Source organism: Hypericibacter terrae, from assembly GCF_008728855.1.
GTDB lineage: Bacteria > Pseudomonadota > Alphaproteobacteria > Dongiales > Dongiaceae > Hypericibacter > Hypericibacter terrae.
The window spans coordinates 3,700,114-3,717,007 of record NZ_CP042906.1 but is presented as its reverse complement, the minus strand read 5'-3'; the positions used below and the strand labels follow the sequence as shown (position 1 = coordinate 3,717,007).

The window sequence follows — 16,894 nt, the reverse complement described above, 5'->3', positions numbered from 1 at the left end:
AGCGTAGCGATCACACGGACGTGCGAAGCGATCGGCCCGGGAGCGTCCCCCTACACAAACGTATCCGTCACATTGATCGTGCTCTCCCACCCGATCCGGTCGATGTTCTGCTCGATCCAGGTTTCGGCGGCCTCATAGCCCATCTTGTGCAGATGCTCGAGGAAGCTGCGCTCGGTGTTGAGCTTGCTGAGCGCGCCGAGCTGGGCGATCTCCGCCTCGGCGCCGATCTGGTGGAAGCGCACCGCGGCGTAGCGCTCGTCATGGAGCGAGCCGCTCTCGATCAGCGAGGTGATGGTGGCGACGCCGAACATCTCGCGCACCAGGCTGGCATTGAAGGTCATTTCGTTGATGCGGTTGAGGATGTCGCGCGCCGAGGTCGGCACCTCCGGCCGGTTCATGGGGTTGATCTGCACGATCACCACGTCGCGGCTGGCGCATTCATGGATCAGCGGGTAGATCGCGGGATTGCCGAGATAGCCGCCGTCCCAGTAATGCTCGCCGTCGATCTCGACCGCCTTGAACATCAGCGGCAGGCAGGCCGAGGCCATCAGCGTGTCGACGGTCAGCTCGGGCGTGCGGAACACCCGCGACTTGCAGGTGCGCACGTTCGAGGCCGTGACGAACAGCTTGATGTCCGGATGCTGGCGCAGCCCCTCGAAATCGACGATATCCTCGAGCACCTCGCGCAGCGGGTTGATGTTGAGCGGGTTGAACTGCGTCGGCGCGAAGATGCGGGTCATGAAATCGACCGCCATGAAGGTCGGGTCGCGATCGACCTGCCAGCCATTGCCGTTCTTGTGCGGGCTGAAGCCGGGAATGCCGAATCCCGGCATCGCCATCGTCATCGCGGCGCTGCGCGGCAGGTGATAGAGGTCGGCCACGCGGTCCCAGAAATGGGCGAGCGCGTCGATGGCGCCCTGGCGGCGGCCCTTGACGAAGCCGTCGGTGAAGACGACCGCGTTCATGGCGCCGGCGCTGGTGCCGCTGATCCCGTCGATATAGAGCCGCGGCTCGCTCATGAGCCGATGCATCACGCCCCAGGTGAAGGCGCCGTGCGATCCGCCGCCCTGGAGGGCCAGGGAGATGTTCTTCACGCCCGGACGGCTCGCGCGCTGGGGCTCGGGCAGGGGCGCATTGCTGGGAAGACCGGTCGGGCCGGGGCGGTCGAGGGGGGCCATGGGGTGTTTCGATGTCTGGAGGAGGGTGGGTTCGCGGCTGCGAAGGGCGCGGGGGTAAAGGTTTTCAGGGCCGAAGCGGGCGGATTCGGAGCAGGCATGATGGCAGGGGAGGTCCGAAGATGGAGTAAATGGGCGAATCGATACCGCAGTGCAACATCCCAGCATAACCCTGTTGCCCACGCGGTCGCCAGCCCGTCACGGCTGGGCTAAGCTCCTGCCCGAATTGCCGATTCGCCGGGCCCGCCCACAACCCTCCAAGCCCCCTCCCCTTGCGGGAGGGGGTAGGGGGAGGGGTTGGTGCCGCCAGGAACCGGCAGACTCTCACCGAAACCCCATCACCCCGAGGTCTCCCCATGGCGCTGACATTCTATTACGGCTCCGGCTCCCCCTTTGCCTGGAAGGTCTGGCTCGCCCTCGAGCACAAGGCCATCCCCTACGAGCTGAAGGTCCTGTCCTTCGACAAGGAGGAGACCAAGGCGCCCGCCTTCCGTGCCATCAACCCGCGCGGCCTGGTGCCGACCATCGTCGATGACGGCTTCGCCCTCTGGGAGTCGGCCGTGATCCTCGAATATCTCGAGGAGAAATATCCGCAGAAGCCGCTGCTGCCGAAGGACGTCAAGGCGCGCGCCACGGTGCGCCGCCTCGCGACCGAGATCGGCGACTATGTGAAGACCGCCAGCAACGAGCTCACCGATCTGACGCTCTTCCGCGACACGCCCGCCACGAAGGAGGAGCTGGCCGCCGCCCACACGAAGATGTTGGAGGCGCTCGCGCCCTTCGAGGCCGCCTTCGTCGGCCCCTACATCGCCGGCGAGCTCTCGATCGCCGATTTCACGATGTTCCCGTTCGTCCGCATGCTGGCGCGCATCGAGCTGCGCAAGCCCAGCCAGGGCATCGCCGACGACCGCCTGCCGCCGAAGCTGCGCGCCTGGAAGGGCGCGATCGAGAAGCTGCCCTATTACGAGAAGACGATCCCGCCGCATTGGAAGAAGTGAGGGGCGTCAGCCCTTCCAATGCGGCGGGCTGGCAGGAACTTCTCCCGCTAACCAGTCTTGTACGCGGAGCTTCGGAGGCGAGCCGACCATAGATGCCGACCATAGATATTGAGCCTTGGTGCGGGCCAATTGCCCCTAAGACGGTCGTCTCGAAGACTAGTTGCAGACGCCGCCCGGAATGGTAGAGATAGGTGGAAGGGGCGCTCCGTATAGGATGAGGCCTGTTGTAGGTGCATAGCGCTATGATCGGGCGGGAGATCGAAGCGAAATGGACGTCTTTTCTCTCGACGAGAATCTGCTCAACCACTACACGAGCTTTGCCCGATCCTTTACGCGGATTCGCTCGCTCGAGTTAAAGTCCAAAGTCGACCAGCTATACGCAGGGCGGCGGTTCTGGCCGGAGCCCCTCCTGCAACTGAATCCGCACTATGAAGAAGGCGGGACGATCGCGTCACTGGTCGGGAGCGACGGTCTTGCGGAGGAATGCAAGCAGATCTTCCTGAACGCGCGAGCGAAGGCCACAGATTCCGACAAGACCTTGACGCTTTGGCGCCACCAGGCGCAGGCGACCGGGCTCGCTCTCAAGGGCAAGAGCTTCGTGGTGACGACAGGCACAGGCTCGGGCAAGTCGCTTTGCTTCTTTATCCCGATCATCGATGCCATCGTCAAAGCCAAACGCACGGGAGAGAAACAGAAGACGAGAGCGCTGATCATCTATCCGATGAATGCGCTTGCAAACAGCCAGATCGAAGAGCTGAAAAAGTTCCTCACCGGTCGTAATCTCCCAGTTCCGGTCACATTCGCTCGATATACGGGCCAGGAAAGCCCGGACGATCGTGACAAGATCAGGCGAAACCCGCCCGACATACTACTAACGAATTTTATGATGCTCGAGCTGCTCATGACCCGGCAGTCCGAGCTCGATAAGGCAGTCATCGAGAACTGTCGCGGCCTCAATTTCGTAGTGCTGGACGAGCTCCATACATATCGCGGGCGGCAAGGTGCAGATGTAGCGATGCTGGTGCGGCGGTTGCGGGCGCGTGTGGGCGATCCAGAAAAACCGCCGATCTGCGTCGGAACCTCCGCGACGATGGCTAGCGAAGGAACCGAGCAGTATCGAAACCAAGCGGTCGCGAACGTTGCTTCGGCGCTGTTCGGGACCAGTATCACGCGCGACTCCGTCGTCACCGAGACATTGCGCCGGGTGACCGACCCCAGCCAATCGGCCGACCATGGATTGGACGGATTGGTCGACTCCGTCAAGCGCGTAGCTCAGGGAGATCGCTATCTTGGGCAGTCTAATGAATCCCTGAAGCAGGACCCGCTGGCGATCTGGGTCGAGACACGGCTTGGGCTTCGCGATCTCCACCGTAAGCCCCTAAGAGCCCATCCCATGCCGCTGAGCGACGCCGCAGCAAGACTTCAGAAGGACTCCGGCGCCTTGGCGAAGGATTGCGAAGCCGCGCTGAAGAATGCCTTGCTCGCCTTCAGCCTCACAGAGCGTGACCGCGGCGTTCCTTCCGGCGCAGAAGAGCCGCTCTTCGCCTTCAAGCTGCATCAGTTCATCTCGGGCGCTGGGCGGCTTTATTCCACCCTCGATCCTTCGGGCTCGCGGACGGTCACCTTCGATGGCCAGGTCTTCGACCCGGACAATCCGGAGAAACGGCTTTTCAGCGTCCATTTCTGCCGCCGTTGCGGCCAGGAGCACCATCCGGTCACCCTGATCAAGACTCTGGGGGAGGAGCGGTTCGAGAAGCGCGAGATCGATGACGTGCCGGCAAACGATGAGGCCGATCCGGAGGGACCGACCGAAATCTGGGGATTCCTGATGCCGGACCCCGTGGACGGCGACGAGTTCACCTTCGAGGGACGCGACGAGGATTATCCGGATAGCTGGCTGGAGACGACGAAGTCAGGCGAGACGCGATTGAGGGCCAGCTATCGCAAGTCCCGTGCCGTGCCATTTTTCGTGAAGCCCGACGGTCGATCTAGCACAGACGGACGGCACGCCTGGTTCATGCCGGGTAAGTTCAAGTTTTGCCCCGCCTGCGGCGATCACCACAGCGACTCCACCAGGGACATCAACCGGCTGGCGGCGCTCAGCGCGGAGGGGCGCAGTTCGGCCACGACCATCCTTGTGTCCTCGATCCTTCGCTGGATGAACGAGCAGGGGGACGCCATTCCCGAAACCACGAGGAAGTTGCTGGCCTTCACCGACAACCGGCAGGACGCCGCACTTCAGGCGGGGCATTTCAACGACTTCGTCTTTGTGACCCTGCTCCGCGGCGCCATCCTCGCAGCCCTGTCGGAGGCCGGGCCCGAAGGAATTCAGGAAGAAGAGATCGGGCGGGCCATCCAACGCATGCTGGGCTTCATCGCGGCCAACCTGGAGCGCCGGTCGGAATGGTTGCTGGAGCCTGGCCTCATGGGGGCCAGTCTCGTCACAGCCGAGAAGACCATCCGCGACTCGCTGGCGCACCGTTTCTGGATCGATCAGCGGCGTGGCTGGCGCTACACGAACCCAAATCTCGAGCAGCTCGGCCTCATCAAGGCCGACTACGTATCGCTGAACGAGCTGGCGGCCGACGACGCGCGGTTCGTGGACGTGCCATCGCTCAGGGCGGCTTCCGTCGCGGAGCGTGCCGCAGCCCTGCGCGAACTGCTCGACATCATGCGTCGCGGCCTTGCGATCGAGTGCAAGGCGCTCGACCGAGACGAGATCGACAATCTGATCGCGCGGGCACGCGCCGTGATCAAGGCGCCTTGGGCACTCGACGAGCGGGCGCTTGCGGCCACGGTCTTCGTGCCGCGGCCACCCAGCCGCAAGGAAATCTCCCAGCGCGACGAGGCGCTCATCATCCGAGGAGGCTCGCAAAGCCTGATCGGCAGGGCGCTGCGCAGAAGGCGGTTCGGCGGGAAGCTGCCAACGGGGCCGGAAGTCGTCGGCATCATCGACGGTTTGCTCAGCGCGGCCAAGGTCTATGGACTCGTCACGCCGGCGCCCTCCCCCGTCGAAGGAGAGGCTTGGCGCCTGGTGTCGTCCGCCATCGCCTTCCGCCGCGACGATGCGCCTGAGCCGGAGCGCAATAACCCGTTCTTCCGCGGGCTCTATGGGCGGATCGCCGACCTACTGGCCGCGGGCGGCCAGACTTTGTTCGGGTTCGAAAGCCGCGAGCATACCGCCCAGGTCGACAGCCAGCTCCGCGAGCTGCGGGAGGCGCGCTTCCGGAATGGAGAGGACGATCGGAAGAAGTTGAAGGAAAAAGCCGACAAGCTGAAGGAGTTCCGCGAGGACGACCGTCGGCTGCCGGCGCTCTTCTGTTCGCCGACCATGGAGCTCGGCGTCGACATTTCCGCGATGAATGTGGTCTATCTTCGCAACATCCCGCCGACGCCGGCCAATTATGCCCAACGCAGCGGCCGTGCTGGGCGAAGCGGACAAGCGGCCCTGATCGTCGCCTACTGTGCCGCTCAAAGCCCCCACGATCAGTATTTCTTCCAGCGGAAAGACCAGATGGTCTATGGGGTCGTGGAGCCGCCCTCCATCGACCTCGCCAACCCGGAGCTTGTCACCAGTCATCTCCATGCTGAGTGGCTGGCTGCCAGCGGCGCGGACCTGAAGGAGGCCATCGCCGAGAATCTCGAAATGACGGCGCCGGAGAAGCCGCTCAAGACCGAGATCCAGCAGCGCGTCACGGCGCCGGAGAGCAGCGAGGCGGCGCGTGAACGGATCGGTTCCGTATTGAACGCGCTGCAACGGGACTACATGCCCGAGCTGCCCGCCTGGTTCACGAGTGTCGAGAACTTCTCGCGCGAGACGGTGGCCAAGGCGCCACAGCGCTTTAACGCAAGCTTCAACCGATGGCGGGACCTGCTGGTGGCGGCGGAGCGCCAGCGGGACGATGCGGCGCGGACCTTGCAGGACTATTCGATCCAGCCGGTCGAACGTCGCGCGGCCGAGATGCGCCAACAGGCCGCCAACATCCAGATCAAGCTTCTGCTGCAAGGCGCGCAGGGCCAGAGCTCGGATTTCTACGTCTATCGCTATCTCGCGACCGAAGGGTTCCTGCCCGGCTACAACTTCCCGAGGTTGCCGCTGATGGCCTTCGTGCCGGGGGATTCCGGGGGCAAGGGACAGCAATACATCCAGCGTGCGCGGTTCCTGGCGATCTCGGAGTTCGGCCCGGGTAGCCTGGTCTATCACGAGGGCCGCGCCTACCGCGTGGATCGTGCCCTGTTGAAGGACGTCGGTGGCGGCGAACGCGGCGAGCTGCCGACCTTCAGCACCTCGGTCTGCCCGGCTTGCGGTGCCAGCCATGACGGCGAGCCTCCGGAACGGTGCCATGTCTGCTCGAATCCGCTTTCGGGTGCCCATATCACCAAGAATCTCTATCGGATCGATAATGTCGGCACCCGGGCCGTCGAACGGATCACCGCCAACGACGAAGAGCGGCGGCGCCAGGGCTTCGATCTGCAGACCGTTTTCTCGTTCAAGGATTCGAGCGAGGTGACGTCGCTCGAGGTCTTGGACGAAGAGGGCGAGATTCTGCAGGCCGATTTTGCGCCGGTTGCCCTGGTGCGCCGGATCAATCGCGGCCTGAAGCGGCGAAAGGACAAGGACTCCGTCGGCTTTCTCATCGATCCCCGGACGGGTTATTGGGTGAGCGCGGACGGGGTCAGCGAGGACGGGCCGCCGAGCCCGATCGCAGCACGGCAGATCATCACGCCGGTGGTCGAGGACCGGAAGAACGCGCTCCTGATCCGCTTCCCCGCGCTCTGGCTCCGTGGCCTGGGGGAGGAGGCCGACGCCGTCATCGCGACCCTGCAGCACGCTTTCGCCCGAAGCGTCGAAGCCGTCTATCAACTCGAGGAAGGGGAGATCCTGGTCGAGTCCACGCCCGGTCGGACCGACCGTCAGGCCTTGCTGTTCTACGAGGCGGCGGAGGGCGGCGCCGGCGCTCTCTCGCGGTTGATGCGGGAGAACGGGGCCTTTCCCCGCCTTGCTACGGAAGCACTTGGAATCATGCATGCAACGGCTCCCAGCATCGAGAGCGCCCTGCGCGAGGGTCCCGAAGCGCTCAAGGACGCGGAAGACACGCGTTGCGTCGCCGGCTGCTATCGCTGCCTGCTGTCCTATTTCAACCAGCCGGATCACGAGCTGATCGACCGCCGCCTCATGCCAGTACTCAAGTCGTTGTTGCGTCTCGTCCAATCGCAAGCTCGAGTGACCTCCACTAAGGCACGGGGTGGGAACACACTTGACGGCTGCCCCCCGCCCGACACTGAGCCGCTGGTTCTCGACGGGCTTCGGCTGGAATGGATCTGGCGGGCGCACCGCGTGGCGGCGGCCGAGCAGGAGCACGCGCCGGCCGGGCTTGAGGAGCAGCTGGCAGCCAAGGGCCTCGATCTCGTGCTGCTGGCGCCGTCGGGGGCGGCCAGAACCGATGCGATCGCCCGCCTGGCTTCCTTGCTGGGAAGCGAGCCGTGACGACAGCCTCGGCGTTCAGCGCCGGCCAGTTGATCCAAGCGCGCGGGCGCGAATGGATTGTGATCAGTGCGAGCGACGGATTGAAGGTCCGCCCATTGACGGGATCCGAGCAGGAAACCGAAACCCTGCTGCCGGAGCTGGAAACGGCGCCGGTCCGGCATGCCAGCTTCGCGCCGCCCAGTGGCGAGCGGACCGGCGGCCGGGAAGCGGCCTTGCTCCTGCGCGACGCGTTGCGCCTATCGCTTCGCCGCGGCGCCGGCCCGTTCCGCGGTGCAGGCCGGATCAACTTCGAGCCACGCGCCTATCAACTGGCGCCGCTGATGATGGCACTGCGGCTGGAGACGGTCCGGTTGTTGATCGCCGACGACGTGGGCATCGGCAAGACCATCGAGGCTGGCCTGATCCTGCGCGAATATCTCGATCGCGGCGAGATCGACCGATTCACGGTTTTGTGCCCGCCGCATCTGGTCGATCAGTGGGTCGCCGAGTTGGAGACAAAATTCGCCATTCCGCCGACTCCCGTCACCGCGGCGACCGCGACGCGCCTGGAGCGCGACCTGCCGGCCTCGACCAGCGTGTTCGATGCCTATCCGCACACGGTGGTCAGCCTGGACTTCATCAAGAGCCGGCGCCGCCAGGACGATTTCCTGCGCGCTTGTCCGGAAATGGTTGTGGTCGACGAGGCCCACACGGCTGTCGCCGGCGGCGCGATCCGGCATCATCGCTTCGAGCTGCTGCGGCGGATCGCCGAGAACACCGAACGCAACCTCATCCTGCTGACGGCAACGCCTCATTCCGGCAACGAGGAAGCCTTCCACAATCTGCTGGGTCTGCTCGATCCCGTCTTCGCCGCTCTGCCCCACGCGCGCGACGATCGGCATCGTCAGTTGCGCGAACGCCTCGCGGGCCACTTCATCCAGCGTCGGCGGGCCGACATCGAGGCTTGGCGCGAACCAGGCCTCTTCCCCACGCGCCACATGCTCAACCCCGATCCGAAATACCGGCTGACGGGCGACTACGAGCGGTTCTACGAGGCGGTGCTCGATTATTGCGCCGAGGCGGTCGAGGCGGAGGAGGGCGAACGCCGCCAGCGTCTGGCCTTTTGGGGTACGCTGGCGCTGATGCGCTGCGTCGGTTCGAGCCCGGCGGCGGCGGCGCGCGCGCTCCGCACGCGCGCCTTGCTGGAGGCGGATCCGGACGAGGAGGAGATGCTCGCTGCCGGCATCGTCGATGACGAGGAGGCGGCGAATGACGATCTCGAGCCGGGCGCCGCGATCGCAGACGGGCGCCTCGCGGCCCTGATCGCCAAGGCGGATGAACTCGCGGCGCGACCGGTGAAGGACCCGAAGTTCGCCGTGCTGAAGAAAGTCCTGCAGGGTATGGTGGAAGACGGCTTCTCCCCCGTCGTGTTCTGCCGCTATATCGCGACCGCGGATTCGGTCGGTGCCGCGCTTCGTCACGCATTTAAGGACCATATGGTCGAAGTCGTGACGGGAGCTCTGCCGCCGGAAGAGCGCGAGGCCCGCGTGGAGGCCTTGGGCGAGGCCGGAAAGCGCATCCTGGTTGCAACGGACTGTCTCTCCGAAGGCATCAACCTGCAGGCAGCATTCGATGCTGTCGTGCATTACGACCTTTCCTGGAACCCGACCCGGCATCAGCAGCGGGAAGGCCGAGTCGACCGCTTCGGCCAGAAGAGGCCCGAGGTCCGGACCGCCTTGATCTATGGCGAGAACAATCCCGTGGATGGTGCGGTGCTGGAGGTCATTCTGCGCAAGGCCAGCGCAATCGAGAAGCAGACCGGCGTAAGGGTGCCAATGCCCGACGAGGGCGGCAGCCTCACCAAGGCGCTGATGTCGGCCGTACTGCTCCGTGCCCGGCAGAAGCGCCAACTGGCACTCGACCTTGGTGTGGGCGGCCTGGCGGAAGCGAAGGAGATCGAGAGCGCCTGGGCCAATGCCTCGGAGCAGGAGAAGAAGGCGCGCACGATCTTTGCGCAAAGCAGCTTGAAACCAGAGGAGGTGGCCGCCGAATGGGACGCCATCCAGCGGGTGCTCGGCGGGTTCCCCGATACCGAGCGGTTCGTATCGCGGGCCCTGATGCGGCTGGGAGCGCCCTTGGACCGGCAACCGGCCGGCGGCTATCGGGCGCCGCTCCATCTCGTCCCCGATACGCTGAAAGAGCGCTTCCAGGCGGCCGGACTGATCGATGAGACGGCGACGCAACACCCCTTGCGGATTGCGTTCGAGGCCCGGCCGCGTGCCGGCTATCTCTCGATCCACCGCGCCCATCCGCTGCCGGCCATCCTGGCGGAGACCTTCCTGGAGAACGCTCTCGATCCACTGGCGCCGGCAAACGATCCGGCCACCCTGCCCCGTTGCGGCGGCTGGGAAAGTGCCGCGGTCGATCGGGTCACGGCCCTGTTGCTGCTACGGATCCGGCATCGGATCGATTCCCGCGGCCGGCTCGGACCGCGCTTCGCCATGGCGGAGGAGGCGGCGGCGATCGCCTTCGATCTCCTTTCGGGGAAGCCGGCGCGACAGGGGGAAGAGGCCTTTGGTCTGCTGGCCGGCCAGAGCGCCGACCTCAAGGAGAATGTGCAGAAGGCGCGCCTCCAGCAGGTGCTGGCGAAGCTCGAGGGCTGGCGGACCGAACTCGACCGCTATGCCGGTGAGCGCGCCGCGGCACTGGCGGAGGATCATACCCGCCTGCGCCGTGCGCTGGGTTCCAAGGGCGGCGTCAAGGTCGAGGCGGTGACGCCGGTCGACGTGATCGGCGCCTATGTGTTGATGCCGCGGCTCTGAAGGGAGAGATCGTGGCCGCAACCGCCCGCCTTCGCCCCCGACGCCGCCAGGCGCGGCTCGATTTCGCGGCGATCGAGATCGTCGGGGCGCTGCTGACCCCCGACATGGTGGTACGCATCGCCGCATTCGACAGCCCGGACCAAACCGAGGCGGGCTATGCGATCAAGCCCGGCCTGAAGCTGCGCGACGAGATCGCGCGTTTCTACCGCATCGGCGAGGCGCTCTTCGCGCGTTTCGAGGCGACGCGATCTCAGAACCCGTCGGCTTCCGAAGCCTTCATGCTGGAGCTGCTGCGCGAATGCTTCGGCTTCGACACGCTGGCGCCGATCCCGGTGCTGACCCTCGGCGAAAGGGTGTTCCCGGTGCGGCATGCCACGCTGGGCGGTCGCGTGCCCGTTGTCATTGCGCCGGCACCGAAGGAAAGCGCACATCGGCCCGGCATCGACGAGAGCCTGCCCCAGTTCGGCGACGGCACGCGCCGCCGGTCGGCGACCCTGCTGCTGCAGGAATATCTGAATGCGGCGCCGACTGCCCTCTGGGGCATCGCCACCGACGGGCTGACCCTGCGGCTGATGCGGGACAATGCCAGCCTCACCCGACCGGCCTGGATCGAGGCCGACCTGGCCGAGATCTTCGGCGGCGGCCTCTTCGCCGATTTCTCGGCACTTTGGCTCCTGATTCATCAGAGCCGCTTCGGCGCAGCCGACGCCGTCGTCTCCGACTGCGCCCTGGAGCGCTGGCGCGAGCGTGGCCGCAGCGAGGGCGTCGCGGCCCGTGAGAAGCTTCGCGAGGGCTTTGAGGCCGCGATCCTGGAGCTCGGCCAGGGCTTCATTGAACATCGCGACAATGACGCGCTGCTCGCTAAGCTGGCGGACGGAAGCCTGACCGCCCAGGGCTACTTCGAGGAACTGCTGCGCCTGGTCTACCGCCTGATCTTTCTCTTCGCCGCAGAGGATCGTGGGTTGCTCCATCCGCCGGGGGCAGCCGAGGCCGCGAAGCGGATCTATGCCGAGGGCTATGCCGTCGGCCGGCTGCGGGAGCGCGCCATGCGCCGAATCGCCTGGGACCGGCATGGCGACGCGTGGGAGGGGCTGAAGGCGGGCTTCAGGGGCCTTGCTCGTGGCGAGGCCCGGCTCGGCCTGCCCGCCCTGGGCGGTCTCTTCGCCCCGGGCGCTCTGCCCCATCTCGAAAAGGCGCACATCGAGAACCGGCGCCTGCTGGCGGCGGTCTTTCGGCTGGCCTGGTTCCACCCCGAGGGCCAGCCGCTGACCCGGGTCAACTGGCGCGACATGGAGACCGAGGAGCTGGGCTCGGTCTATGAAAGCCTGCTGGAGCTGACACCGCGGGCCGAGGCCGGCACTCGCAGCTTCCGCTTCGCCGAAGGCGACGAGACCAAGGGCAACCTCCGCAAGACCAGCGGCAGCTACTACACGCCCGACGCGCTGGTGAAGCTGTTGCTGGATTCCGCGCTGGACCCGGTCCTGGATGCCGCCGAGGCGCGCAACCCGCAAGACGCGGCCAGCGAGATATTGAAGCTCGCGATCCTCGATCCTGCCTGCGGCTCCGGCCATTTCCTGCTCGGCGCCGCCCGCCGCGCCGCCGCACGCATCGCCAGGCTACGCAGCCCCGGCGCCATCGCCCAGACCGAGTTCCAGCATGCGCTCCGCGACGTGGTCGCACACTGCATCTATGGCGTCGACCGCAATCCCATGGCGGTCGAACTCTGCAAGGTGGCGCTCTGGATCGAGGCGCTGGAGCCCGGCAAGCCGCTGACCTTCCTCGACAGCCATATCCGCTGCGGCGACAGTCTCATCGGGGTGTTCGATCTCGGGATGTTGCGTGCTGGCATTCCGGACGAGGCCTACGAGCCGCTGGCCGGCGACGACAAGGAGGTGGCTGGGACTTATGCCCGTTTCAATCGCGAGCAGCGCGAGGGCAAGGGTGCCACGGGCCTGCTGAGCGAGCTGAAGCCGCCGGCTGATCTGATCGACGCCGCCCGCGCGCTGATCGATTTGCCGGAAGACACGCTGGAGGAGATCGCCGCCAAGCGCGCCGCCTTCGAGAAGCTCCATGGCGGAAAGACCTGGTTCAATCTCAAGACCGCCTGCGACTGCTATGTCGGCGCCTTCTTCGCGCCGAAGGCCGGGCAGGTGCCGGGCCGAGCGGAGCTGGCGCGGCCCACCATGCCGCTGACCGACCATGTCTGGGCAGCTGCTCGCGGGGAGACGCCCTACGGACCGTTGGTCGCCGCGGCGGACGACATCGCGCAGCGCGTCGGCGCTTTCCATTGGCCGCTCGAGTTTCCCCAGGTCTTCGCCAGGGGCGGGTTCGACGCGGTCATCGGAAATCCACCCTGGGAGCGCATCAAGCTCCAGGAGCAGGAATTTTTCGCCGCGCGCTCGCCCGAGATCGCCAATGCGCAGAACAAAGCGGCGCGAACCCGGCTCATCGCGGTACTCGCGAAGGCGCCGGCAGATTCCCCCGAAGGGCGACTCTACGCCGATTTCCAGTTCGCGAAGCGCAGCGCCGAGGCCGCCTCCGAATATGCGCGAAACTCGGGGCGTTATCCCCTCACCGGCACAGGCGACGTCAACACCTATGCGCTGTTCGCCGAGCATTTCTCGCGTCTGGCGCGGGGCGAGGGGCGCGCCGGTGCGATCGTTCCGACCGGAATCGCAACCGACAGCTCCACGTCTGCCTTCTTTGGCGATCTGGTCGAGAATTCCCGGCTGATCAGTTTGTTCGATTTCCAGACGGGCATGGGGTTCTTCGACCGTATCGGCCATGCCCGGTTCAAATTCTGCCTTCTCACGGTCCTGGGACGCGGGGGTACAAGTAATCGGCCTGCCCAGTTCGTCTGCTTTATTAGGCAGACGTCGGAGCTTGACGAGAAAGAACGCTTCTTCGATCTAACCGCCCCGCAGATCAGGCTGCTCAATCCCAACACCAGAACCGCGCCGATCTTTCGATCCCGGGCGGATGCCGATCTGGCCGCCAGGATCCATCAGAGCACGCCGGTCCTGATCGAGGAGCGACCGGATGATCCGGACGGCGACAGCAATCCCTGGGGCATCTCGTTTCAGCGCATGTTCGATATGTCCGGCGACTCCGATCTGTTCACCGGCGTCCGGCAGCTCGAAGCGGGCGGCTGGTCCCGCGACGGCGTCAACTGGGCGCGGGAGAGCAGGGCGGGCCTCGAGCGCCGGGTGCCACTCTATGAGGCCAAGATGATCCATCACTTCGATCATCGCTGGGCAACCTATCCGGAGGGCGAGGCGGGCGACGACAGCGCTTGCGACGTGATCTTGGCGGAGAAGCAGGATCCCGGCTTCGAGCCGACTCCCCGCTATTGGGTGCCGGAGGCGGAGGTGAAGCTGCGCGCGGCGCGGCTGCCGGCCAGCCTCAAGCGCGCCTATCGCGGCAAAGATCCGGACCGCTGCCTGAAGACGTTGGCGGAATGGCTGGCGGGTGCCTTGCCGGCAATCGAGGGACGCCCGGCGCGGGAAGCCGACCTCATGCACATCCTGGGGCGGCGGCACGACTGGCACGCGGCGCTGGGCGCGTCGCCAGAACGATTTCTCAAAAATCCGAAGACTGAAAAGGCCGGCAGGGAAGCACAACGCGAGACCCCGCTCGATGCCGATGATCTCGACTTCCTTGCCGGGGCGCCGCATGATCCGCTTGACCTCGTTGAGGCCTTGATGGGCAGGAAGCAGCCTCACTGGCTTATGGGTTGGCGCGACATCTGCCGCTCAACCGACGAGCGGACAGTGATTGCCAGCGTGTTTCCGAAGGTGGGAGTCGGTCACACGCTTCCGCTCCTCTATCTCAAGGTGTCTCCAAAGCTTGCCGCGGCGTCGCTTGCGATGTGGACGTCACTTACGTTCGATTATATCGCGAGGTTATCAATCGGCGGCACTCACCTCACATACAGCTACCTTAAGCAGTTCGCAGTCATCCAGCCGTCCAAGTTTGAAGCGCGGGATGTTGATTTCGTCGCCTCTCGCATCCTCAAACTCACCTACACCAGCCGCGCCATGCGCCCCTGGGCCGAGGATCTCGGCTACGAGGGCAAGCCATTCCCCTGGGACGAAGACCGCCGCGCGCTGCTGCGCGCCGAGCTCGACGCCTTCTTCGCGCGCAAATACGGACTCAGCCGGGACGAGCTGCGCTACATCCTCGATCCCGCCGACGTGAAGGGACCGGACTATCCCTCCGAGACTTTCCGCGTGCTGAAGAAGAACGAGGAAGCTCAGTTCGGAGAATACCGCACCCGCCGTCTGGTCCTCGAAGCCTGGGATCGGCTGGGCACCATCTGAAGAGGAAGGCAGTCAAGGGGAGAGGACATGCTGACCAAGGGGGGACTGACCCACAAGACGACGACCAAGAGCGTTCTCGATCTCGTCAACCTCTATGAGGACGATCACCTGAACCTCGAGCCCGGCTTTCAGCGGCAATCCGTCTGGAGCCCACGGGACCGCGCCAAGCTGATCGAGAGCATCCTGCGCAACTATCCGCTGCCGGCGATCTTCCTCTACAAGCGGCAGGAAGGCGGCAGGCTGGTGTACGACGTCATCGACGGCAAGCAGCGGCTGGAGTCGATCTTCATGTTCACAGGCGCCATGAGGCCGCGTTTTGAAGCACGAGCCGCACTCGACGAGGGCGGCCCTGTCCAGGCCGTCGACTGGCCCCTGCTGAAACGAAAGCAGCTCCAGCACCGGATTACCGGCTACGAGCTGCCGGTGATCGAGGTCGACGGCGATATCGGCGACATCATCGACGTCTTCGTCCGCATCAACTCGACCGGCAAGGCGCTGACCCGCCAGGAGCAGCGCCACGCCAAATACTACCGGAGCCCCTTCCTCAAGGCGGCGGCCAAGGTGGCTGGGAAGTTCGAGCCCTATTTCAGGCGCCATGGCATCCTGAGCGCGGGACAGCTCAGCCGGATGAAGCATGTCGAGCTGATCTGCGAGCTGATGCTTTCCCTGCACCAGGGCGACGTATTGAACCGCCGCACGGCACTGGATCGCGTCATGGCCACCGAATCTTTCGACGGCCGGCAAATCCAGAAGGCGGTGCGGCTGGTGACCACGACGCTCAACCGCGTCGGCAGGATGTTCCCGCACCTGAAATCGAGCCGCTTCCGGCAGGCCAACGACTTCTACTCGCTCGCCGTCCTCATCGGCAAGTTCGAGGCGGAGCATATGATCCTGACCGACAAGCGGCGCAACAGGCTGGCCTGGGACCTGCTGCAGAGCTTCGGAAGCAAAGTGGACGAGATGCGGGAACGGCAGCGCAAGGCGCAGGGCGCCGGCCCGCATCAGGAGCTTTATCGGGAATACCTCCTGACGGTGTCCCAGATGACCGACGATGTGTCCCAGCGCCGCAAGCGCGAGGATATGCTGCGCGGCATCCTGGGAAGTCTGTTCGCCCGCAAGGACGCCCAGCGCGGTTTCACCTCCGAGCAGCGCCGCATCATCTGGAATAACGCCACAAACAGGACTTGCAAAACTTGCGGAAAGAAACTGACCTGGGACGACTTCACGATCGACCACATCAACCCACACAGCAAGGGTGGGCGGAGCGCGCTCGACAATGCGGCGCTAATGTGTCGCGAGCATAATTCCGCAAAGGGCGCCAAGCGCGGCCGCCGGCGCGCCAGGTCATGACCCTCGCCGCCTTCGATCGGATCCGCCTGGAGAAGGCCGCCGTCGATGAGGGCTTCGGCATTGCGCGCGGCGAGCATGATGGCTGGCTCGCTTTCGAAAGCCTGGGCGCGCCGGCTGCGCTCCGCCTCACCACGGCCGCAGGCCAATACCTGGTGGCGACCGATCATGCCGGGGTTGTGGCCGATCTTGCCCGGCGCTGGTCACGCTGGCCCGTGGACGCTGTGCCGCCCTCGCCGGTTGGGTTTCAAACCTTTGTCGTTGACGATACGGCACCGCTGCACGATCTCGTCCGCGACATCTGGCGCCTGGCGCGTTCCTTGCCCGAAGCGCCGCTGCGCCGGTTCGAATCAGAGACCCGCAATCTGCCGCGAAGCACAGAGGCCGAGCGCTTGGTGATCCAGCGCGTCGGGCAGGATGTCTATCGCGGCGCCCTGATGGATTACTGGCGCGGCTGTTGCGCCATCACGGGCCTCGCCGTGCCTGAGCTCTTGCGCGCCAGTCATGCCAAGCCTTGGGCCAAATGCGAGAGCGACGCCGAGCGGCTCGACGTCTATAACGGCCTGCTGCTTGCCGCGCATCTTGATGCGGCCTTCGACGCCGGCCTGATTGGCGTGGCGGTGGACGGTATGGTGCTGGTCTCGGAGCGCCTCGATGAGGCAGCGCGGGTGGTCCTGGGGCTCCACGTTCCAGCGGCAGTCAAAGCCTTAGTCCCATCGCATGGTCCCTATCTCGACTGGCATCGACTCCATGTCTTCCGTTGATG

At 65.3% G+C, this 16,894-nt stretch carries 7 protein-coding genes; 6 read left to right on the top strand and 1 reads right to left on the bottom strand.

The window, feature by feature from the left end; all coding sequences use genetic code 11:
* Positions 1 to 50 precede the first annotated feature (50 nt).
* Entirely contained in the window at positions 51 to 1,178 is a 1,128-nt protein-coding gene (locus FRZ44_RS16880; RefSeq protein WP_151178286.1) for a patatin-like phospholipase family protein, read from the bottom strand.
* Between the two features lie 353 nt (positions 1,179 to 1,531).
* Between FRZ44_RS16880 and FRZ44_RS16875 the strand changes: the two genes are divergently transcribed.
* The 6 genes from FRZ44_RS16875 (at position 1,532) to FRZ44_RS16850 (ending at position 16,892) form a co-directional block, all read left to right on the top strand.
* Positions 1,532 to 2,173, top strand: coding sequence for a glutathione S-transferase family protein (locus FRZ44_RS16875; protein ID WP_151178285.1), 642 nt, complete (start codon positions 1,532 to 1,534; stop codon positions 2,171 to 2,173).
* 268 nt (positions 2,174 to 2,441) lie between these two features.
* A complete protein-coding gene (locus FRZ44_RS16870; protein ID WP_151178284.1) occupies positions 2,442 to 7,661 on the top strand; it encodes a DEAD/DEAH box helicase in 5,220 nt (1,739 codons plus the stop codon).
* Positions 7,658 to 10,462: a DEAD/DEAH box helicase gene (locus FRZ44_RS16865; protein ID WP_151178283.1), complete on the top strand. Its 2,805-nt coding sequence runs from the start codon at positions 7,658 to 7,660 to the stop codon at positions 10,460 to 10,462. The genes FRZ44_RS16870 and FRZ44_RS16865 overlap by 4 nt, the downstream gene beginning before the upstream one ends.
* A gap of 11 nt (positions 10,463 to 10,473) precedes the next feature.
* On the top strand, positions 10,474 to 14,781 hold the full coding sequence (locus FRZ44_RS16860; protein WP_151178282.1) for an Eco57I restriction-modification methylase domain-containing protein: 4,308 nt from the start codon (positions 10,474 to 10,476) through the stop codon (positions 14,779 to 14,781).
* Positions 14,782 to 14,808: 27 nt separating this feature from the next.
* Complete coding sequence (locus tag FRZ44_RS16855; RefSeq protein WP_151178281.1) at positions 14,809 to 16,131, top strand: GmrSD restriction endonuclease domain-containing protein; 1,323 nt, start codon at positions 14,809 to 14,811, stop codon at positions 16,129 to 16,131.
* Positions 16,128 to 16,892: an HNH endonuclease gene (locus tag FRZ44_RS16850; RefSeq protein WP_151178280.1), complete on the top strand. Its 765-nt coding sequence runs from the start codon at positions 16,128 to 16,130 to the stop codon at positions 16,890 to 16,892. The genes FRZ44_RS16855 and FRZ44_RS16850 overlap by 4 nt, the downstream gene beginning before the upstream one ends.
* Positions 16,893 to 16,894 lie beyond the last annotated feature (2 nt).